The organism is Polynucleobacter brandtiae (assembly GCF_002797575.1).
In the GTDB taxonomy this organism is placed as follows: Bacteria; Pseudomonadota; Gammaproteobacteria; order Burkholderiales; family Burkholderiaceae; genus Polynucleobacter; species Polynucleobacter brandtiae.
The window spans coordinates 364,982-385,093 of the sequence record NZ_PGTX01000002.1 but is presented as its reverse complement, the minus strand read 5'-3'; the positions used below and the strand labels follow the sequence as shown (position 1 = coordinate 385,093).

General features: G+C 45.1%; 17 protein-coding genes and 1 pseudogene. 10 read left to right on the top strand and 8 right to left on the bottom strand.

Features of this window, described 5'->3' with window-relative positions:
- Positions 1-6 precede the first annotated feature (6 nt).
- Entirely contained in the window at positions 7-522 is a 516-nt protein-coding gene (gene def / locus B0G85_RS06070; protein ID WP_198508733.1) for a peptide deformylase, read from the bottom strand.
- Positions 523-593: 71 nt separating this feature from the next.
- Between def and dprA the strand changes: the two genes are divergently transcribed.
- Together dprA and B0G85_RS06060 are read left to right on the top strand one after the other, a co-directional pair.
- Positions 594-1,292 (top strand): DNA-processing protein DprA, encoded by a 699-nt coding sequence (gene dprA, locus B0G85_RS06065; protein WP_100379534.1) that lies wholly within the window; start codon positions 594-596, stop codon positions 1,290-1,292.
- A gap of 197 nt (positions 1,293-1,489) precedes the next feature.
- The gene (locus B0G85_RS06060; protein ID WP_100379533.1) at positions 1,490-4,174 is read left to right on the top strand and encodes a DNA topoisomerase III; all 2,685 of its coding nucleotides are present in this window, start codon (positions 1,490-1,492) and stop codon (positions 4,172-4,174) included.
- Here B0G85_RS06060 and mnmC1 read toward each other — a convergent pair.
- From mnmC1 to rpmH, 7 genes and pseudogenes are all read right to left on the bottom strand, one after another.
- Positions 4,147-5,235 (bottom strand): annotated as a pseudogene (mnmC1, locus tag B0G85_RS10390) (FAD-dependent 5-carboxymethylaminomethyl-2-thiouridine(34) oxidoreductase MnmC1); the annotation flags it as partial. The gene B0G85_RS06060 and the pseudogene mnmC1 sit on opposite strands and share 28 nt — an antisense overlap.
- A gap of 49 nt (positions 5,236-5,284) precedes the next feature.
- The gene (locus B0G85_RS06050) at positions 5,285-7,135 is read right to left on the bottom strand and encodes a phosphoenolpyruvate carboxykinase (GTP) (protein WP_100379531.1); all 1,851 of its coding nucleotides are present in this window, start codon (positions 7,133-7,135) and stop codon (positions 5,285-5,287) included.
- Between the two features lie 85 nt (positions 7,136-7,220).
- Positions 7,221-8,597 (bottom strand): tRNA uridine-5-carboxymethylaminomethyl(34) synthesis GTPase MnmE, encoded by a 1,377-nt coding sequence (gene mnmE / locus B0G85_RS06045; RefSeq protein ID WP_198508745.1) that lies wholly within the window; start codon positions 8,595-8,597, stop codon positions 7,221-7,223.
- Between the two features lie 37 nt (positions 8,598-8,634).
- Positions 8,635-10,311 carry a membrane protein insertase YidC gene (gene yidC, locus B0G85_RS06040; RefSeq protein WP_100379529.1) on the bottom strand — a complete coding sequence of 559 codons (1,677 nt, stop codon included), beginning with the start codon at positions 10,309-10,311 and terminating at the stop codon, positions 8,635-8,637.
- 6 nt (positions 10,312-10,317) lie between these two features.
- Positions 10,318-10,557, bottom strand: a complete 240-nt coding sequence (gene yidD, locus B0G85_RS06035; RefSeq protein ID WP_100379528.1) for a membrane protein insertion efficiency factor YidD — start codon at positions 10,555-10,557, stop codon at positions 10,318-10,320.
- A gap of 1 nt (position 10,558) precedes the next feature.
- Positions 10,559-10,876: a ribonuclease P protein component gene (locus B0G85_RS06030; protein ID WP_100379527.1), complete on the bottom strand. Its 318-nt coding sequence runs from the start codon at positions 10,874-10,876 to the stop codon at positions 10,559-10,561.
- 8 nt (positions 10,877-10,884) lie between these two features.
- Positions 10,885-11,019, bottom strand: a complete 135-nt coding sequence (gene rpmH, locus B0G85_RS06025; protein ID WP_011903922.1) for a 50S ribosomal protein L34 — start codon at positions 11,017-11,019, stop codon at positions 10,885-10,887.
- A gap of 220 nt (positions 11,020-11,239) precedes the next feature.
- Between rpmH and dnaA the strand changes: the two genes are divergently transcribed.
- From dnaA to B0G85_RS05985, 8 genes are all read left to right on the top strand, one after another.
- Entirely contained in the window at positions 11,240-12,664 is a 1,425-nt protein-coding gene (gene dnaA / locus B0G85_RS06020; protein WP_100379526.1) for a chromosomal replication initiator protein DnaA, read from the top strand.
- A 264-nt stretch (positions 12,665-12,928) separates the two neighbouring features.
- Positions 12,929-14,044 carry a DNA polymerase III subunit beta gene (gene dnaN / locus B0G85_RS06015; RefSeq protein ID WP_100379525.1) on the top strand — a complete coding sequence of 372 codons (1,116 nt, stop codon included), beginning with the start codon at positions 12,929-12,931 and terminating at the stop codon, positions 14,042-14,044.
- A gap of 11 nt (positions 14,045-14,055) precedes the next feature.
- The gene (gyrB, locus tag B0G85_RS06010) at positions 14,056-16,554 is read left to right on the top strand and encodes a DNA topoisomerase (ATP-hydrolyzing) subunit B (RefSeq protein WP_100379524.1); all 2,499 of its coding nucleotides are present in this window, start codon (positions 14,056-14,058) and stop codon (positions 16,552-16,554) included.
- Between the two features lie 5 nt (positions 16,555-16,559).
- Positions 16,560-17,054, top strand: coding sequence for an SET domain-containing protein (locus B0G85_RS06005; protein WP_100379523.1), 495 nt, complete (start codon positions 16,560-16,562; stop codon positions 17,052-17,054).
- A gap of 10 nt (positions 17,055-17,064) precedes the next feature.
- Positions 17,065-17,289 (top strand): DUF3717 domain-containing protein, encoded by a 225-nt coding sequence (locus tag B0G85_RS06000; protein WP_100379522.1) that lies wholly within the window; start codon positions 17,065-17,067, stop codon positions 17,287-17,289.
- A gap of 90 nt (positions 17,290-17,379) precedes the next feature.
- A complete protein-coding gene (locus B0G85_RS05995) occupies positions 17,380-18,147 on the top strand; it encodes an ABC transporter ATP-binding protein (protein ID WP_100379521.1) in 768 nt (255 codons plus the stop codon).
- Positions 18,144-18,848: an ABC transporter ATP-binding protein gene (locus B0G85_RS05990; protein ID WP_100379520.1), complete on the top strand. Its 705-nt coding sequence runs from the start codon at positions 18,144-18,146 to the stop codon at positions 18,846-18,848. The genes B0G85_RS05995 and B0G85_RS05990 overlap by 4 nt, the downstream gene beginning before the upstream one ends.
- Before the next feature lie 22 nt (positions 18,849-18,870).
- Entirely contained in the window at positions 18,871-20,097 is a 1,227-nt protein-coding gene (locus tag B0G85_RS05985; protein WP_100379519.1) for an ABC transporter substrate-binding protein, read from the top strand.
- Positions 20,098-20,112: the final 15 nt, after the last annotated feature.

The window sequence follows — 20,112 nt, the reverse complement described above, 5'->3', positions numbered from 1 at the left end:
GGGCGCTCAAAAATTATCAATGCGTTCTTTTGCGCGCTTTTTCATTTTGAGTGAAATACGGTTACGCTTCAGCATAGAAAGATACTCAACAAATACTTTTCCCTTGAGATGATCCATCTCGTGCTGCAAGCAAACTGCCAATAAGCCGTCGGCCTCTACTTCAAACTCTCTTCCATGTTCATCTAGCGCCTTGACTCGAACAACTGCGGGCCTATCCACATCATCGTAATACTCCGGCACTGAAAGACATCCTTCGCGCCAAGATTTTTTTTCCGGACTTGCCCAAACTAATTCTGGGTTAATGAACACCATCAACTCATTTTGGTTGTCCGACACGTCAATAACAATAATCTGCTCATGAATGTCGACCTGTGTAGCAGCCAGACCAACACCGGGCGCGTCGTACATCGTCTGAGCCATATCAATCACAATTTTTTTAATGCGCGCGTCAACCTGCGCTACAGGTTTAGCAACCTTGTACAAGCGTGGGTCTGGGTAACAAATAACAGTTAATAGGGACATATCGGAATTATCCAACAGAGTAATCCGCCTGTCCTGATAGTTTGCACTTTCTTAATAGGGACAATTGCTTAATGCCTCAAGCAAATAACCCTCAAATCATCTCGATTGAACGAAATAGCCCCCGATATCCAGCTCGGCTTCTTGATCTCAGCGACCCCCCGAACACGCTCTACTTATCTGGCGAGGGATTCTGCCTCAATGCTCCAATGATCGCCATTGTCGGCTCACGCAAACCTACCGCACAAGGCATTAAAAATGCAGTTGACTTCTCTCAAGCCCTATCTAAGGCTGGATTTTTAGTGATCTCTGGAATGGCTCGCGGTATTGATGGTGTAGCCCATTCAGCCGTGCTTGGGCTTGCCACAGGTCACCCTACCGTAGCAGTTTGTGGAACGGGCTTAGATATTGTGTATCCACCAGAGCACCATACCTTGGCCAAGTCTATCCGCCGGCAAGGTCTGCTGATATCCGAACTGGCACCTGGGGTCGGCCCAAAGCCCTATCACTTCCCTCGCCGCAATCGCATCATCGCCGCCCTATCGCTGGGAGTTCTAGTGGTGGAGGCTGCCGAGCGGTCCGGATCCCTCATTACTGCTAGATTGGCCTGTGAGCTAGGAAGAGAGGTGTTTGCCATCCCGGGATCAATCCATAGCCCACTATCCAAGGGGTGCCATCAATTAATTCAACAAGGGGCCAAATTAGTTCAAAATCCCGAAGATGTCCTGGTGGACTTGCAAATATATTCAAAAAACCCCTTTAAGAACGTCTAGATTGGGGATTCGAGAACAAATGCGTGATCTGTAATCCTCTTATATCAGGCCTGCATTTGCGCTTTTTGGACTTTTTTCAATTTATCGGTTAATAATAAATAAGGAGCAAGGATGACTAAATTCTATTTTGATGTGAATTCGTTATCCAATTTCCTTATTAAAAACACCATTTCCAGCTCAAATTTAGGCAAAAACGCGTGGCTACAAAAGCAACTACCAAAAAAAGCACCCCAAAGGCATCTTCAATAGATCACCCTAAATCGCTCATCATTGCGGAGAAGCCCTCCGTTGCCAACGATATTGCCAAAGCACTGGGTGGCTTTACAAAATATGAAGATTATTTTGAAAGCGATGATTTTGTTATTTCGTCTGCAGTGGGTCACCTTTTAGAAATTGCAGCGCCAGAGGAGTTTGAGGTCAAGCGCGGCAAATGGTCTTTTGCAAATTTACCCGTCGTACCCCCCTATTTTGATTTGCGCCCGATTGCAAAAACAGAGTCTCGGCTCAAAGTTTTACAAAAACTCATTAAACGTAAAGATATTAATGCGTTGATCAATGCCTGTGACGCGGGACGTGAAGGCGAACTCATCTTTCGATTGATAGCGCAGCATGCTAAAGCCCAACAGGCCGTGAAAAGACTATGGCTGCAATCTATGACGCCCGCGGCAATTCGTCAAGGTTTCGCATCACTACGAAGTGATGAGGAGATGAAGCCTTTGGCCGATGCTGCACGCTGTCGCTCTGAAGCGGATTGGTTGGTTGGAATTAACGGTACCCGTGCCATGACTGCTTTTAATAGCAAAAGTGGGGGCTTTTTCTTAACTACAGTAGGACGAGTTCAAACGCCAACACTTTCTATTGTTGTTGAGCGTGAAGAGCTCATTCGTAAATTTATATCTAAAGATTATTGGGAAGTGAAGGCCGAGTTTATTGCTGCGGCAGGCGTTTATGAGGGTCGTTGGTTTGATCCTAAGTTCAAAAAAGATGCTACCAGTCCCGAGGCTCGCGAAAATCGACTTTGGAGTGAAGCGGCGGCACAAAGTATTGTGGCGGCGTGCCGAGATAAAAAGGCAAGCGTCAAGGAGGAAGCAAAACCCGCCACCCAATTAGCGCCACAGCTATTTGATCTAACTAGCCTGCAACGCGAAGCGAATGCACGCTTTGGCTTCTCCGCAAAAAATACGCTGGGCTTAGCTCAAGCGCTTTACGAGCGCCATAAGGTGCTGACCTATCCACGTACTGATGCAAAAGCGCTGCCGGAAGATTACCTAGAAACCGTCAGGCAGACGATGGAAAATTTAGTTGAGAATTCTCAGGAATATCGCTCCTTTGCTAAAACAATTTTGCAGGGAGATCCCAAGGATTCAAAGGCGGGCTTCGGTTGGATCCGGCCTAATAAACGTATTTTTGATAACTCTAAAATTTCAGATCACTTTGCGATCATTCCCACTTTAGAGTCCCCTAAAACCTTAAGCGAGCCCGAACAAAAGCTGTATGACTTAGTGGTGCGGCGCTTCTTGGCAGTTTTTTATCCTGCAGCAGAATTCCGCGTAACCACCCGTATTACCGAAGCCTCCGGACACCACTTTAAAACGGAGGGTCGCGTTCTAGTCAACCCAGGATGGCTGACGGTTTATGGAAGATCTACCCAAGCAGATGACGAACTCGTTGCAGTACAAGAGGGCGAAACTGTTCAAAATGAATCGATTGCTGCGCTAGCCCTAAAAACTAAACCGCCAGCTCGATATACAGAAGCAACGCTTCTTTCTGCGATGGAAAGTGCCGGTAAGTGGGTCGATGACGAGGATATGCGTGAAGCTATGGCTGAAAAAGGTCTTGGCACACCTGCAACCCGCGCTGCCATTATTGAAGGCTTGCTTGCAGAGCGCTACATGGTACGTGAAGCCCGTGAACTTATTCCTACTGCCAAAGCCTTTCAATTAATGACGCTCTTACGCGGCCTTGATGTTGAGGAATTAACTCGACCAGACTTAACGGGTAGCTGGGAAAATAAGCTGGCACTGATCGAGCGCGGCGAAATGAATCGCGATACTTTCATGCAAGAAATTGCACAAATGACACAGCGCATTGTTAAACGCGCCAAAGAATACGATAACGATACGATCCCGGGCGATTATGCAACGATGTCGACCCCTTGCCCACACTGCAAGGGGTCTATTAAAGAAAACTACCGTCGCTTTGCCTGCGAAAAGTGCGGCTTCACTATCAGCAAAACACCGGGTGGGCGCGCATTTGAATATCCCGAAGTAGAAGAGCTACTGCGTGAAAAAACAATCGGCCCTCTACAAGGATTCCGCAGCAAAATGGGTAGGCCATTTGCTGCCATTATTAAGTTGAGTGAAATTCCAGAGGATGATGCTGACTATCCTAATGCCGGCTTTAAGTTGGAGTTTGATTTTGGCAACAGCCAAGAAGACGAATCTGAAGCGATTGACTTTACTGGTCGTCAAGCTTTAGGGGTATGCCCAAAATGCGCTAGTGCTGTGTATGAAGACGGTATGCGTTACTTATGTGAAAAAAATACTGGGCCGGATAAATCGTGCGATTTCAAAACAGGTAAGGTAGTTTTACAGCAAGAGATCTCAACAGAGCAAGTTCAGAAATTACTCACTGAAGGCAAAACGGATTTATTGACGAACTTTAAATCTAACCGGACTGGAAGGGGCTTTAAAGCTTATTTAGCACTGGGCACTGATGGCAAGATTGGCTTTGAATTCGAGGCGAAAGCACCTAAAGCTGAAGGCGCAGCTAAGGGCACGGCTAAAGTCCCCGCAAAAAAACGGGCCGGTGCGAGCGCAGCAACTAAATCAGCCGCAAAGCCCAAGCGTGTCAGCAAAGCAAAATCATCCTCTAGCACTTGAGCGGTAATTAGTTTAGCTGCCAAAGCAGACCATAGAATTCCCCTTGACCCCAGGGCTGTTGCCATAAATATCCCTGGGCGTTGAGTGAGGGCGCCAATAATTGGCAAGCGATCACCAGCCACACAACGAATACCAACAAAGCTTTCCTGTTTTTGTAACGCCTGCTCTTCTCCCTCTTCATAAGCGATCAAGCCTTTGGCTTGTTTGCGATTGAATTCATCGCTCGAATCCCAGGCCTGTAAATCATCTACGCCCTCATCAAAGCTAGCGCCAACAGCCCAACAATAATTTCCATTACTTAATTTTTGTGATGGTAGGCAATAGCCCTCACCCGAGATTGCGGTCTTAGGCATCTTCATAGCCCAAGGCGTGTCACGTGCAATTGAAAATATGCTTAACTGTCCTCGCACCGGTCTCAGAGGTAGGCGCACACCAATACTGGCGGCCAAGCCTTTACTTTGGGCTGCTGCTGCAATAATGACTTTTTTTGCAAAAAGAATGGGCTGATTTTGATAATTCATTAAGACCCAAGAGTCTCCATCTTTTATCAAATGCGAAACGCTCGTGTCCCACTGGGTGCTTAATTTTGGATGGGCGTTTAGTAATGCGCTTGTTGCTGCTGCCAAATCTAATGAAGCACCTCGTGGAAGCCAAATTCCGTTTTGCCCAACTCCACAAACCTTCATTGCTTCGTCTGCTAGCAGGGCTTGCGCCATCCCCTCATCTAACTCTAGATCACGCAGGTGACTAGCCACCTCTTCACGATTGAACGTTTTACCTTTTTTTGCCGGCTGAAATACACCATGCTGATTCCAAACCTGACCCCAACGGGCCTCTGCCATTAAAAAGGCAATGCGTGTCAAGCGGAGTAGGCGTGGGGCACCCTTGCCTACGTGCGGGTGCGCAATGGCATGACGATGGCTTGAACATTGTGTAGCAGGAAATCGGGCGGCATCAATCACACAAACAGATTGGCCACGTTCAAGCAGTTCTCGGGCAATAGCTGCCCCTGCAATACCAGCCCCAATCACCACGATGTCATGGTGTTGGGGTGAGATCATTAAATAAAAATAGCTCTAAGGAATATAAAAGTAAATTACTTAAAAGCTTTTAGGCGCTTAATCGCTTCTCAATATTGCTACGTACTTCAATTAACTCTTTTGGCACTCGATCACCAAGGTGCGCAAATAACTCTGAGTGCAACTTTAATTCTTCTTTCCATTCATCGGCAGCAACTTCAATGGCTTTTCCAAATTTTTCAACAGAAAAATCAAGGCCATCCCACTTTAAATCGGCATATTCAGGGCAAATACCAAAAACAGTTTCTTCGCCTTTGGCTGTGCCCTCTGCGCGCCCCAAAATCCAGGAGAGCACTCTCATATTTTCACCGAAGCCAGGCCAAACAAACTTACCATCTTCGCCCTTGCGGAACCAGTTCACGCAATAAATTTTAGGCAATACAGCGCCCTCAGCAGCAAGCGTTTTACCAATGTTGAGCCAATGCTGGAAATAATCACTCATGTTGTAGCCAGCAAAAGCAATCATTGCAAATGGATCTCGACGAACCACCCCGATCTGGCCGGTAATCGCTGCGGTTGTCTCAGAACCCATCGTGGCGGCCATATAGACGCCCTCTACCCAATCACGTGCCTCACTCACCAATGGCACTGTATTTGAGCGGCGACCGCCAAATAAAAATGCGTCAATTGCAACGCCCTCAGGATCATCCCAATTAGGATCAACCGCTGGGTTATTGGTAGCGGCTACAGTAAAGCGCGAGTTTGCATGTGCCGCTTTACGTCCCGCTAAGCCATCGGCAGGTGTCCAATCCTTGCCTTGCCAGTCAATTAGATGGGCCGGAGGTGTTTCAGTTAAGCCCTCCCACCAAACATCACCATCATCAGTTAACCCAACGTTTGTAAAAATAACATCACTATTTAAAGAGTCCAAGCAGTTTGGGTTCGTTAAGCGATTGGTTCCTGGAGCCACGCCAAAGTAGCCTGACTCTGGGTTAATGGCAAATAAGCGCGTCTTGCCAGTGACGGAATCTTTGCGGGGTTTGATCCAAGCAATGTCATCACCAACGGTGGTTACTTTCCAACCCTCAAATCCCTTTGGAGGAATCATCATAGAGAAGTTGGTTTTGCCGCAAGCCGATGGAAAAGCTGCGGCGATATGGTACTTCTTGCCTTCAGGCGAAGTCACACCCAAGATCAACATATGCTCTGCTAACCAGCCTTGATCGCGCCCCATATTGGATGCGATACGCAAGGCAAAACATTTTTTACCCAAGAGTGCGTTGCCGCCATAGCCCGAGCCAAAAGACCAAATTTCTCGAGTCTCAGGGTAGTGAACAATATATTTAGTCTTATTGTTGGGCCACAGGACATCCTTTTCGCCAGCCGCCAATGGTTTGCCTACAGTGTGCACACAAGGCACAAATTCACCGTCTACACCTAATTGATCAATAACTGCTTTACCCATACGGGTCATGAGGCGCATATTGATTGCTACGTAAGGGCTATCAGACAACTCAACGCCAATATGAGCAATGGGGGATCCGATTGGGCCCATTGAAAACGGCACAACATACATTGTTCTGCCACGCATGCAGCCATCAAACAATGGGTTTAATGTAGCGCGCATTTCGCTTGGCTCTACCCAATTATTAGTTGGACCCGCATCATCCTTTTTTGCAGAACAAATATAGGTTCTATCCTCTACTCGAGCCACGTCATCTGGATCAGAAAGGGCTAAAAAAGCATTTTTTCGTTTCGCTGGATTAAGACGCTTAAAAACACCGGCACTCACCAACAATTCACAAAATTCATCATATTCAGCCTGAGAACCATCGCACCAACGAATACTATCCGGCTTGGTTAGGGATGCAATATCTGCAACCCACTGAATCAGTTGCTGATTTTTTACGTATTCTGGTGCATTCGCCACATTGGTTGTCATGAGAATCCTAAATTAAAATAATTTTGATTGTGAATTTTAACATTTATGTCACATTTGAAGGTGCGCGCCTAGGCTAGCGCCACCCTTATTTACCAATGCAAAATTGGCTAAATATCTTACCCAAAAGGTCATCTGGCAGTAGTTTACCGGTAATTCTTCCCAGCTGATCCTGGGCCAAACGAAGCTCTTCTGCAAACAATTCCAGCGAAATATTGCCATTAGCGGCAAATTGCTCCGAACGCTCTAGGTGCTCCAAAGCTCTATTAAGGCAATCTAAGTGTCGGCCACGCGCAATGATGATGCCCTCCTGCGACCCACCCCAGCCCACGGCTGCCAAAATGCTTTGTTTTAAATCCTCGATTCCGACACCCGTTTTAGCTGAAATATGTAATGCCTTGTGATTGCTTGGAGGCACAGGGCCAGTCATTAAGTCAGCTTTATTATTAACCTCTAATACAGGGCATCTAGGAGGTATTGCTGTCAATATTTGATCCTTGAGGCTTTGGCTTGCTGGGTCCAAAAATGCTTCTGAGGAAGCGGGATCTTTGAGGAATATTACCAAATCCGCCGTCCTAATTGCTTCCCAGGATCTTTCAATCCCTTTTGCCTCAACTACATCTTGAGTTGCGCGTAATCCCGCAGTATCAATAATATGCAATGGAACGCCGCCTATCTGGATACTTTCCTTCACTCGATCTCGGGTAGTTCCGGCAATAGGAGTAACAATGGCAATCTCCTCTCCTGCAAGACGGTTTAACAGAGAGCTTTTGCCTACATTAGGGGCTCCAGCCAACACGATCTGAATGCCGTCCCGCAGTATCTTCCCTTGTTTTGCGCCGTCAACCAGAGAATGTATTCGCCCCATGACGACCTTCAGTCGATCCCGTGCATGGGCGCTTTCTAAGAACTCAATCTCCTCCTCGGGGAAGTCTAAAGTAGATTCCACTAGGATTCTTAACTGGGTAATTTCCTCAATCAAAGCATTGATATCGCGTGAAAACTCGCCCTGTAGGGAGCGAGCTGCACCGCGCACTGCAGCCTCGCTCTGAGCATCAATCAAGTCAGCAATCGCCTCCGCTTGCGCTAAATCGATTTTATTATTTAAATAGGCCCGCAAACTGAACTCGCCTGGCTCTGCAATTTCTAGGCCCTGGTCTTTACTTAATTCAAGGCACCGCTTCATTACTAAGTCAAGAAGCTCTGGGCCGCCATGGCATTGCAATTCCAGAATATCCTCACCCGTAAACGACTGAGGGGCTGCAAAATAAATGGCGATAAGCTGATCTATCACTGCGCCCTGACCATCCCTTAAATTCAAAAGATTTGCACGGCGAGGTAGAAGTTGCTTTTGAAATAATGCCTGCACAATTGGCAATAATTTTGCCCCGCTAATGCGGATAATGCCAATGCCTGCCTTGCCTGGAGCCGTAGCAACCGCAATGATGGGGGTCTTTCTGGTCATCATTGCGGAAAGTTGTCGATCGATACTTACCAAATATTTATTTGGTGAGCTTCTTTCCAAACATTTGATTAATCTGCCACTGTTGTGCAATGGAAAGAATGTTGTTCACTACCCAGTAAAGCACTAAGCCTGCGGGGAAAAAGAAGAACATCACCGAAAAAACTAGAGGCATGTACATCATTATTTTTGCCTGCACAGGATCCGGTGGAGTTGGATTTAATTTTGTTTGTATAAACATCGATGCCGCCATGATGATGGGCAAAATGTAATACGGGTCAGGGACTGATAAGTCATGAATCCATAAAACCCAAGGCGCGTTACGCATCTCCACCGATGAGAGTAAGACCCAATATAAAGAAATAAATACCGGAATTTGAATGACTACGGGCAAGCACCCACCCAATGGGTTAATTTTTTCCTTGCGGTACATCTCCATCATTGCCTGGTTTAACTTTTGTGGCTCACCCTTGTATTGCTCTTTCATTAGCAACAAACGTGGCTGCACTTCCTTCATGCGCGCCATTGATTTATAGCTGGCGGCAGATAAAGGAAAGAACACAAGCTTAATCAAAATCGTGAGGAGGATGATTGACCAACCCCAGTTCCCCACATAAGCGTGAATATTTTCCAGCAACCAAAAAATAGGTTTTGCCAAAATAGTCAGGTAGCCGTAATCTTTTAGGAGCGCAAACCCAGGCGCAATAGTCTCCAAGAGGCTCTCCTCTTGTGGGCCGACAAATAGCCTTGCGTTTTCAATAACAACCATGCCTGGCGCCACCACACCTAATGGTATTTGCATACCAATGCGATATAAGTTGTTGTCAATTTTTCCCGCATATATATCGCGCACCGTTTTATCACCAGGGATCCATGCGCTGGCAAAATAATGCTGAACCATAGCAATCCAAGCTGGATCGCCTGCTGCAACCTGAGTCGGAATGGTAATTTTGTTTTTATCGATTGCTGTAAATTCTAATTTATTGAATTTTTCTTTTTCGGTATATACAGCCGGGCCGGTAAAGGTACTTGCAGAGAAGGCGCCATCGAATGGACCGATTTTTTGTTCCTGAGCACCATCACGTACTAATTCGGTATAGAGCACGATAGGGTTTGTATTGGCACCCATTTGAGTAACTCGGTGGCTAATGTCCACTACGTAACTGCCAGGATTTAATGTAAACGTCTTTTCAAGCTTAGTACCATTGCGCTCGCTCATCAAAATAGCAAAGGGCCTGCCTGATGCATCCTTGCCCGACTGCATTAATTTAAATGTGCTCGTGTGATTTGGTAAGTCAGGATTACCCAAAGTGATCAAGCCTGAGCGTGCAAAATATTTATGTGTCGGCGTGTACTGAAATAATTCAACCGGCTTATTTTCTGCGGTCAACTGTTTTGGCAACCTTGCTTCAACGATGTTTGCTCCGATTGCGCTAATTTCTAAAACTAGCACCTCATTTTGTAAGGTGAACTTTTCAGCCGCCTCAATTCCACTGGCAATAGGGTTGCTTGCCTGATTGGGTGCGGCTAAGTTTTCACTCTGCAACACCCTTGGTGTATCAATGCTGGTTGGCTGTCCTTTTTTATCAATGGCCGCGCTGTTATTTTGCGATCCCCCGAATAAGGATGGCTTACCTTCATGAACTTGCCAATTGTTGTAGAGCATGAGGCCGGCCATAGAGAAGACCGCCCAGAGAATCGTTTTTTTAAAGTCCATTTGTATTCAATCAGTAAGGGGTTGTTTTTTTACTGCGGGATCATAGCCGCCACGTGACCATGGGTTACAGCGTAAAACGCGCATGGTCGTAAGACCTGCACTTTTAAAAAATCCATAGTGGGCAAAGCAGTCGCATGCATATTGGGAGCAGGTGGGCTCAAACCTACAGTGCATTCCCAAGTGAGGGCTTAATGCAATTTGATACATCCGAAGTAATTTAATTGCTAGCTTGTTTAATAGATACATACTAGATTAACGCCGTGATTTGAGCTCGCATGATAACTTGCTCTTTTTTCCTGAGCTTGCCGCGAGTTTCTCTACCAATGGGTTTTTTTAACTTCATCACAACATCGCCGATAGGCGCAGCTAACTGCGCATTGCGCACATGCTCACGAATCATGCGCTTTAGTTTGTTGCGATCTACAGCACGTTTAGCTAATTTCTTAGCGACCGCAACACCTAAATCCGACTTTATGCCTGGATTTTTCTCAACCAAATACAAGCCCCAATAAAAACTGGTCTTAGGGCGTGTTTTTAGTAGTTCAGAGATCCTGGCGCTATTCAACGGCTAGGTTAAACAGCTAAACGTTTGCGACCTTTTGCACGGCGAGCATTAAGTACTGCGCGCCCGCTTTTGGTTTTCATGCGAATACGAAATCCGTGTGTGCGTTTACGACGTGTTACTGAGGGTTGGTATGTTCTTTTCATGATTCATCCTGCAAAACCGCTTATTTTCCTCGCTGCCAGTCAAAAGGTCAACCAATGTCAGCAAATATATTGTTGATTTCTTAGGTTTTATTGATCAAAAGTAGCTAGCTTGTTGTTTTTTATGGGGTTTTCATTTTTATCCCCAAGTTATCCACAGCTTTTCCACGTTTTCGGAGCTTGTGGATAACTTCGCGAAATCGCTACAATGAATCCTCTAAAAATGAACAACTTACAAAACTCACCCACATTAAATGCGCTTAGTCCTCCGAGATTTTGGGATGATGCGCTTAGTAAATTAGCGCGAGAGCTTTCACCTCAACAATACAAAACTTGGATACAGCCTTTGATTTTTGTTGGCCAAGACGAAAGTGAGCAATCACTCACTATAGGAGCGCCAAACAGATTCAAATTAGACTGGATTAAAAAGACTTTTTCAGATCGTTTCCAGGCGCTAGCATGCGATTATTTTGGTTGTGCTATGACGGTTCACCTGGTATTGAGCGTTGATGGGGCTAGAGAAGATGTTGGCCAACTGTCATCGCCTATAGGTAATCCATCTTTTAAGGAAGAAATTACCACCAAGGAAGACTCTTTGGTTAATGAACAGGCGTTTGAAATTGAGGATCATTCAAAACTAAACCCCAACCTTACGTTCGAAACGTTTGTTACGGGTAAAGCCAACCAGCTAGCTCGGGCGGCATCTATTCAAGTTGCCCACAACCCCGGAACCTCTTATAACCCCATGTTTTTATATGGTGGGGTTGGGCTTGGAAAGACGCACCTAATTCATGCGATTGGAAATCACCTCCTGAAGGAAAAACCAAACGCCCGCATTCGATATATTCACGCTGAGCAGTATGTTTCAGATGTGGTTAGGGCCTATCAACAGAAAGCGTTTGATCGTTTTAAGCGCTACTACCACTCCTTAGACCTACTGCTAATTGATGATATTCAGTTTTTTAGCGGCAAATCAAGAACCCAGGAAGAGTTTTTTTATGCCTTTGAGGCCCTTTTAGGCAATAAAGCGCAGGTCATTATTACTAGCGACACCTATCCAAAGAAAATAGCGGGTATTGATGATCGCCTTATTTCTCGCTTTGATTCTGGTCTTACTGTAGCTATCGAACCACCAGAGTTAGAAATGCGCGTCGCTATTCTGATGAAAAAGGCACTAAGCGAGGGGATTCCCATGAGCGAGGATGTTGCCTTTTTCGTTGCCAAACACCTAAGGTCAAACGTAAGAGAGCTTGAGGGGGCGTTAAGAAAAATCCTAGCCTATGTTCGTTTTCATGGCAAAGAAGTCACTATTGAAGTTGCTAAAGTGGCACTTAGGGACCTTTTATCCATCCAAAACCGACAAATCTCGGTGGATAGTATCCAAAAGGCTGTTGCAGATTTTTATAGCATTAAAGTCGCTGATATGTACTCCAAAAAACGTCCAGCAAACATTGCGCGACCTCGGCAAATTGCTATGTTTATGGCAAAAGAGTTAACCCAAAAGAGTCTGCCGGAAATTGGCGAGTTATTTGGTGGCCGGGACCACACCACTGTATTGCACGCAGTGCGTAAAATTGGTGAAGAGCGTTCCCACAACAGCCAACTGAATCATGAGGTCCATGTAATAGAGCAAACATTAAAATCATAACTTTCTTAGGTGAAAAAAGGTTGTGGATAAGTTAATGAATAAGTATGGGGATTGTTTGTGGATAAGTTGTAAAAAGACAGTGCTTCATGCAAAAATAGTGGCACAGTAGAATGTTATACACAACTTATGAAGCATTTATACAAAAGATTTCCACAGGTTTTAGTTGTCTTAATTGCTTGTTTTTAATGGGAATTTTGACTTACCCACAGAAAATGCAGGCCTTATTACTACTACTAATAAGATATATACAAGGATTTAAAAACAATGCAACTCGTAAATGCTTCGCGTGACAGTCTATTAAAACCATTACAGGTTGTAAGTGGAATTGTTGAACGTAGACACACCCTGCCAATACTCGCAAACCTTCTTTTTAAAAAGTCGGGTGACAAGATTTCATTTGTTTCAACAGATATTGAAATACAAATTACAACTAGCGCCAATTTTGGGATTGGGTCCGAGGAAGTAACAACGACAGTAGCTGCAAGAAAGTTGCTCGATATTTTGAGGGCGCTTCCTGAGGGGCCGGTTGCATTAAATTTAAAAGATAACAAGATGGTTGTTCAAAGCGGTAAAAGCCGCTTTTCTTTGCAGACTCTTTCTGCTGCCGAATTTCCGGTTATGCAGAGTGTTGGAGAAGTAACGGCCAGTTGGAAGATGACGCAAAAAAGTTTTCGTCAGTTAATTAGCCAGGTGCACTTTGCTATGGCACAGCAAGATATTCGCTACTACTTAAATGGGATGCTTTTAGTAGTCGAAGGTAAAAAAGTGATCGCTGTTGCAACTGATGGGCATCGACTCGCCTTTTCGCAAGTAGATTTATTAGAGGCGCCGATCGGTTCTGGTGAAAAGCAAGAAATTATTATTCCGCGTAAAACCATTCTCGAGTGTCAACACTTGTTAGGAGACTCTGACGACACACTTGAAATGAGCTTAACCTCAAATCAAATCAAGTTTTCCTTCGGAGACATTGAACTCATCTCCAAATTAGTTGAAGGAAAATTTCCGGACTTTCAGCGAGTTATTCCGAAAGGCCATAAAAACACATTGGTTGTTGGTCGAGAACTCTTACAGTCGGCACTGCAACGCGCAGCCATTTTGACTACGGACAAATTCAAAGGTGTTCGTTTTTCACTCTCACTAAACAAAATCACAATTCAATCAACAAATGCAGAACAAGAAGAGGCACAGGAAGAAATTGTCATCGAATATGACAGTGAAGATGTTGAGATTGGGTTTAACGTAAGTTATTTAATAGACGTTTTGTCGAATTTAAAAAATGAGAATATTCAAATTAGTTTAGGTGATGCCAATAGTAGTGCGGTAGTCACTCTTCCAAACTCAGAAGATTTCAAGTATGTCGTAATGCCAATGCGTATTTAATTTAGAAAAAAATGACTGAAGAAAAAAAAGTAGTAGAGCAGTATGGTGCATCATCAATTCAAATACTTGAGGGTCTAGAGGCGGTTCGTAAGCGTCCTGGTATGTATATCGGAGACACCTCCGATGGAACTGGCTTACATCATCTTGTTTTTGAGGTTTTAGATAATTCTATTGACGAGGCTCTGGCTGGGCATTGTTCCGAAATTACGGTGGTAATTCAAACGGATAACTCTATTTCTATTGTTGATAACGGCCGGGGTGTTCCAACAGGCATTAAGTACGACGATAAGCACGATCCTAAAAGAAGTGCGGCCGAAATCGTAATGACTGAGTTGCATGCAGGTGGTAAGTTTGATCAAAACAGTTATAAGGTTTCTGGTGGTCTTCACGGAGTTGGTGTTAGTTGCGTAAATGCATTATCGAAATGGCTTAAGTTAACCATTCGTCGCGACGGTAAAACACATTACATGGAATTCGCGCGCGGCGTAATTCAAAATCGTAATATTTTGGATGAGGGCGGTGTAATAACATCCCCAATTACAGTAACTGGTGATACCAACCTTTCTGGCACAGAGGTACATTTTTTAGCAGATGAAGGAATCTTTGGAAACGTTGAGTTTCATTACGAGATTCTTGTTAAAAGAATTCGAGAACTTTCTTTTTTAAATAATGGGGTGCATATCAAGTTAATTGATCAACGCTCTGGAAAGGAAGAGGATTTCGCTTTTTCTGGTGGTGTTAAAGGTTTTGTTGAATACATTAACCAAAACAAAAATGTGCTGCATCCAAATATTTTTTATGCGGAAGGTATTCGCCCCTCTGACTTAGGTGGCGATATTACCGCTGAGGTATCAATGCAGTGGAATGATAGTTTTAGTGAGCAAGTACTTTGCTTTACCAACAACATCCCGCAAAGAGACGGGGGATCACACCTTACCGGGCTTCGGGCGGCCATGACGCGTGTTATCAATAAATATATTGATGAGCACGAAGTTGCTAAAAAGGCAAAGGTAGAAATCTCTGGTGATGACATGCGCGAAGGTTTGGCTTGCGTCTTATCAGTTAAAGTCCCTGAGCCTAAATTCTCAAGCCAAACAAAAGATAAGCTGGTTTCAAGTGAAGTTCGTGGCCCAGTCGAAGAAATTGTTGCCGAGGCCTTAAGCGCGTATTTGCAAGAGCGTCCAGCAGATGCAAAAATATTGTGCGGAAAAATTGTTGATGCGGCTCGTGCGCGTGAAGCAGCACGTAAAGCGCGTGATATGACAAGGCGCAAAGGCATGCTTGATGGTCTAGGCTTACCAGGGAAACTGGCCGACTGCCAAGAAAAGGATCCCACCAAATCTGAACTTTTTATTGTTGAGGGGGATTCTGCGGGCGGCTCAGCGAAACAAGGGCGTGATCGTCGCTTTCAAGCGATCCTTCCCTTAAAAGGAAAAATTCTTAACGTCGAGAAGGCGCGCTTTGACAAAATGTTGGCCAGCCAAGAAGTGGTTACTTTAATTACTGTTTTGGGCACTGGAATTGGTATTGAAGAATACAAGGCTGATAAGTTGCGCTATCACCGCATCATCATCATGACCGATGCGGACGTCGACGGCAGCCATATCCGAACCTTGCTCCTCACTTTCTTTTATAGGCAAATGCCGGAACTAATTGAGCGGGGTCATATTTATATAGCCCAACCACCCTTGTACAAGGTGAAGTACGGTAAAAACGAACAATACATCAAAGACGATGCCCAGCTTAATCAATTGTTATTAAAAATTGCTCTTGAGTCTGCCTCCCTTCAAACGCCGTCCGGAGAAATTATCGAAGGGGATGCGCTAGGAGAGCTGGCAAAGCACTATCAAGTGATTCAGTCAGTTGTGGATCGGCTCTCTCGAACAATCGATGAGGATGCTTTGCGTGCAATTGCATCAGGCACCCCATTAAACTTAGACACCGAAAAAGAGGCGCAAAATTCGGCGGAGCGACTACGTGTTGCATTAGCCCAATCTTTGAACCCTTTGGCTTTGCCCCCAGAAATTGTTGTGCAAAAGGAAGAGCGCACTGAGCGCTATAAGTTATTGTTTTCCCGCCGCATTCACGGCAACCTAAAGCTTTCGGCCATTAACTCAGACTTTGTACAGGGCGATGATTATCAAAGCCTGGCTAATGCTGCGGCGGTGTTGTCCGGCAAAGTCTTGCCGGGTTCAAAGGTGCGCCGCGGCGACCCTGATAAAAACCAGAAAGAACAATCTATCCAAGATTTTAGAGCAGCCTTTGCCTGGTTGTTATCTGAGGCGGAGCGCATTCTTAGTCGTCAACGATACAAAGGTTTGGGTGAGATGAACCCCTCCCAATTGTGGGAAACCACAATGGATGCGGGCTCTAGAACGTTGCTTCAAGTAAAAATTGAAGATGCCCTGGCTGCTGATCAAGTTTTCACCACACTAATGGGGGATGATGTTGAGCCGCGCCGCGCCTTTATTGAAAAGAACGCCCTAATTGCTCGTAACTTAGACGTTTAATTTATATGAGTAAAAAGAAGTTGCTGGCCCCTGATATTGATCGCACTCGAATTGTTGTGCAATCCTCTCCTATTCACGGGAGGGGTGTGTTTGTAGCTAAGGCGATTAAAAAAGGTGCGGCCATTATTGAATACAAGGGTGAACGCATTAGTTGGAAGCTCGCTGAAAAGCGTCATCCACACGATCCTAGCGATCCAAACCATACCTTTTATTTTTCTCTTGAAGATGGTCGGTGCATTGATGCAAAGTATGGTGGCAATGCAGCGCGCTGGATTAACCACTCCTGTAAGCCTAGCTGCGAAACCCGCGAAGAAAGCTTTTCTGGGGAGCCTCGTGTTTTTATTTACGCTAAGCGCGATCTCAAGGTTGGTGAGGAGCTGTTTTATGATTACTCGCTTGATGTTGAGGGCCCCATCACAAAGCAGATGAAAAAAGATTACAGCTGTCGCTGCGGTGCAAAGAAGTGTCGTGGCACCATGCTTTCCCTTGATACAAAGTAGCCTACCCTCAATGGTATTTTTATCCATTCAAGAACTAGAATTAGCAATTAACTACTGGCGTAGCCAATTACCCGCGCTAGGGGAAGAGCTTTACCTTTGCCCCGAGGTTGCAGCGCTGGCCAAGCCTTATGCTCTGATGATTATGCAGGGCGCCCAAAGGGTGCCTATGGATATTTTGGATGAATCTGCAATGGTTGCTATTCAAGGTTATCTAAAAAATACACAAAACAATTAAAAGCTAACATTACCCTTTTAGGGTTACCGCTATACAGATAAATGATTGCTTAAGGTATTCTTAATCTTTATTTTTAAATAATCCAAGGAATTGCGTTTGCAAGACACCATATTAAAAACCGTCAGTCTTGGGAAGACCTTTAAAGGCTTTCAAGCGGTTAGTGATGTTAATTTAAATGTAGCTCGTGGCTCTATTCATGCGCTCATTGGGCCAAACGGTGCCGGCAAAACAACCTGTTTTAATTTACTTACTAAATTTTTAGAGCCATCTAACGGTCAAATTATATTTAATGGCCTAGACATTACCAAAGAGCGACCAGCCCAGATAGCGCGGCGCGGCATCATTCGCTCTTTTCAAATTTCAGCGGTTTTTCCGCACCTTAGTGTTTTAGAGAATGTTCGTGTTGCACTCCAGCAGGGGTTGGGCTCTAGCTTCCATTTTTGGAAATCTGGCGCCTCACTGAAGGTTCTTCATGAGAGGGTAGAGGAGCTTTTGTGTGAGGTGGGTTTGGCTGACTTTGCCGACGTAGAGGCCGTCAACTTGGCTTATGGTCGCAAAAGAGCCTTAGAGGTTGCAACCACCCTTGCGATGGAGCCTGAGCTCATGCTGTTGGATGAGCCGACCCAAGGCATGGGGCATGAGGATGTAGAGCGGGTAACCGAGTTAATTGAGCGTGTGTCCAAAGGCCGCACCATCCTAATGGTGGAGCACAACATGAAGGTGGTTTCTTCAATTGCTAATCGCATCACTGTTTTGCAGCGTGGCTCGGTTCTGGCTGAGGGCTCTTATCAAGAGGTTTCTTGCAATCCGTTGGTTGTTGAGGCTTATATGGGCAGTCAAGGCGGGGGGGTGTTGTGAGTTCGGTTGCGCTTAAGGTTGAGGGCCTAGAGTCTTGGTATGGAGAGTCCCACATTTTGCATGGGGTAGATTTCTCTGTAAATAATGGGGAGGTAGTCACATTATTGGGCCGCAATGGCGCCGGCAGAAGCACAATTCTTAAAACTATCTTGGGTTTAACCAGCAAGAGAAAAGGCTCCATCCGCATCTATGGTGAAGAGACCATTGCTATGCCAACATATAGGGTTGCACGATTAGGCATTGGTTATTGCCCCGAAGAGAGAGGTATTTTTGCCAGCCTAAGCGCAGAAGAAAACCTACTTCTATTGCCTGAGATAGCCGCGGGCGGTATGGGTTTGGATGAAATCTACGAGATGTTTCCTAACTTATATGATCGGCGCAATAGCCCTGGCACCCGACTGTCTGGTGGGGAGCAGCAAATGTTGGCAATGGCCCGGATTTTAAGGACTGGCGCCAAATTACTACTATTGGATGAAATTACAGAAGGTCTTGCCCCGGTTATCGTTGAGAAATTGGCTGAAGTGGTAAGCAGCCTAAGGAGCAAAGGGTTCACTATTATTTTGGTGGAGCAGAATTTTAGGTTCGCGGCACCTTTGGCGGATCGGCATTATGTTGTAGAGCACGGTAGAGTGGTTGAGGTGGTTGAGCAAAGAGAGTTGGCAGAAAAAGCCGCCCTGTTAAACGAGTATCTTGGTATTTAGTGATTTTCTATAGGAGATGGGAATGAAGTTAAAGCAAATAACCGCATGTCTGGTTGCGGGCGCCTTGTTCGGCACCAATCCAGCGTTCGCTCAAGGCGCCTCTAAAGTAAGTGGCGATGTTGTCAAAATTGGAGTGCTGACGGATTTATCCTCAATATACTCAGATTTGGCGGGTCCTGGCGCCGTTATCGCAGCAAAAATGGCGATTGCTGACTTTTCAAAAGATGGCACAGTAATTGGCAAAAAGATAGAGTTGGTCAGTGCCGACCATCAAAATAAAGCTGATATTGCCGCCAATAAAGCGCGAGAGTGGTACGACAAAGATGGTGTAGATGTCATTGTTGAATTGGTATCCACCAACGTTGCCCTAGCGGTTATGGAAGTGGCTGAACAAAAAAATAAAATTACCCTAGTCTCGGGCGCTGGCTCAGTAACCATTACCAATGAAAAGTGCACTCCAAATAATGTTCATTGGGCATATGATACTTACGCGTTATCAAATGGCACCGGCAAGGCCGTAGTTAAGCAGGGAAAAAAGAATTGGTATTTCATTACGGCAGACTATGCATTTGGGGCTGCGCTTGAAAAAGACGCTACTGCCGTGGTTACTTCAAATGGCGGTAAGGTTTTGGGCACCAGTAAACACCCATTTCCCAATAGCGACTTTTCTTCATATCTATTAAAGGCGCAAGCTAGTGGCGCTGATGTGGTTGCTTTAGCCAATGCTGGTGCTGATACGATTAACACCGTTAAGCAAGCCTCCGAATTTGGCGTTAATAAAAAGCAAACGGTTGTTCCTTTGCTCATGTTTATTTCTGATGTGCATTCTTTGGGTTTGAATGCTGCGCAAGGAATGTATTTGACAGAGGGTTTCTACTGGGATAAAGACGATAAGACACGTGAGTTTTCTAAGCGCTTTATTTTGCAACATAAGCGTATGCCAACCATGGTTCAGGCCGGCGTTTATTCATCAGTCCTTGCTTATTTAAATGCGGTTCAAAAAGCTGGCACTGACGACACCCAAGCGGTTATGAAAGTGTTGAAGTCTACAAATATTGATGATGGTTTGTTCAAAGGCAAGATTCGTGCTGATGGAAAGTTCGAGCATGATATGTATCTGTTGGAAGTGAAAAAACCATCTGAATCAAAAAGCCCTTGGGATTATTACAATGTGCGCGCAGTGATTCCTGCCGCCGAAGCAACACAGCCCCTTGCATTATCAAAATGTAAATTAGTTACTAATAAGTAATTGAGTCTTAACTCA

Excerpts from the sequence above, each read along its gene's own strand:
- def (WP_198508733.1), bottom strand. The coding sequence starts at position 522 with ATGTCCCTATTAACTGTTATTTGTTACCCAGACCCACGCTTGTACAAG.
- dprA (WP_100379534.1), top strand. The coding sequence starts at position 594 with ATGCCTCAAGCAAATAACCCTCAAATCATCTCGATTGAACGAAATAGC.
- B0G85_RS06050 (WP_100379531.1), bottom strand. The coding sequence starts at position 7,135 with ATGACAACCAATGTGGCGAATGCACCAGAATACGTAAAAAATCAGCAA.
- mnmE (WP_198508745.1), bottom strand. The coding sequence starts at position 8,597 with ATGACCAGAAAGACCCCCATCATTGCGGTTGCTACGGCTCCAGGCAAG.
- yidC (WP_100379529.1), bottom strand. The coding sequence starts at position 10,311 with ATGGACTTTAAAAAAACGATTCTCTGGGCGGTCTTCTCTATGGCCGGC.
- yidD (WP_100379528.1), bottom strand. The coding sequence starts at position 10,557 with ATGTATCTATTAAACAAGCTAGCAATTAAATTACTTCGGATGTATCAA.
- rpmH (WP_011903922.1), bottom strand. The coding sequence starts at position 11,019 with ATGAAAAGAACATACCAACCCTCAGTAACACGTCGTAAACGCACACAC.
- dnaA (WP_100379526.1), top strand. The coding sequence starts at position 11,240 with ATGAACAACTTACAAAACTCACCCACATTAAATGCGCTTAGTCCTCCG.
- dnaN (WP_100379525.1), top strand. The coding sequence starts at position 12,929 with ATGCAACTCGTAAATGCTTCGCGTGACAGTCTATTAAAACCATTACAG.
- gyrB (WP_100379524.1), top strand. The coding sequence starts at position 14,056 with ATGACTGAAGAAAAAAAAGTAGTAGAGCAGTATGGTGCATCATCAATT.
- B0G85_RS06005 (WP_100379523.1), top strand. The coding sequence starts at position 16,560 with ATGAGTAAAAAGAAGTTGCTGGCCCCTGATATTGATCGCACTCGAATT.
- B0G85_RS06000 (WP_100379522.1), top strand. The coding sequence starts at position 17,065 with ATGGTATTTTTATCCATTCAAGAACTAGAATTAGCAATTAACTACTGG.
- B0G85_RS05985 (WP_100379519.1), top strand. The coding sequence starts at position 18,871 with ATGAAGTTAAAGCAAATAACCGCATGTCTGGTTGCGGGCGCCTTGTTC.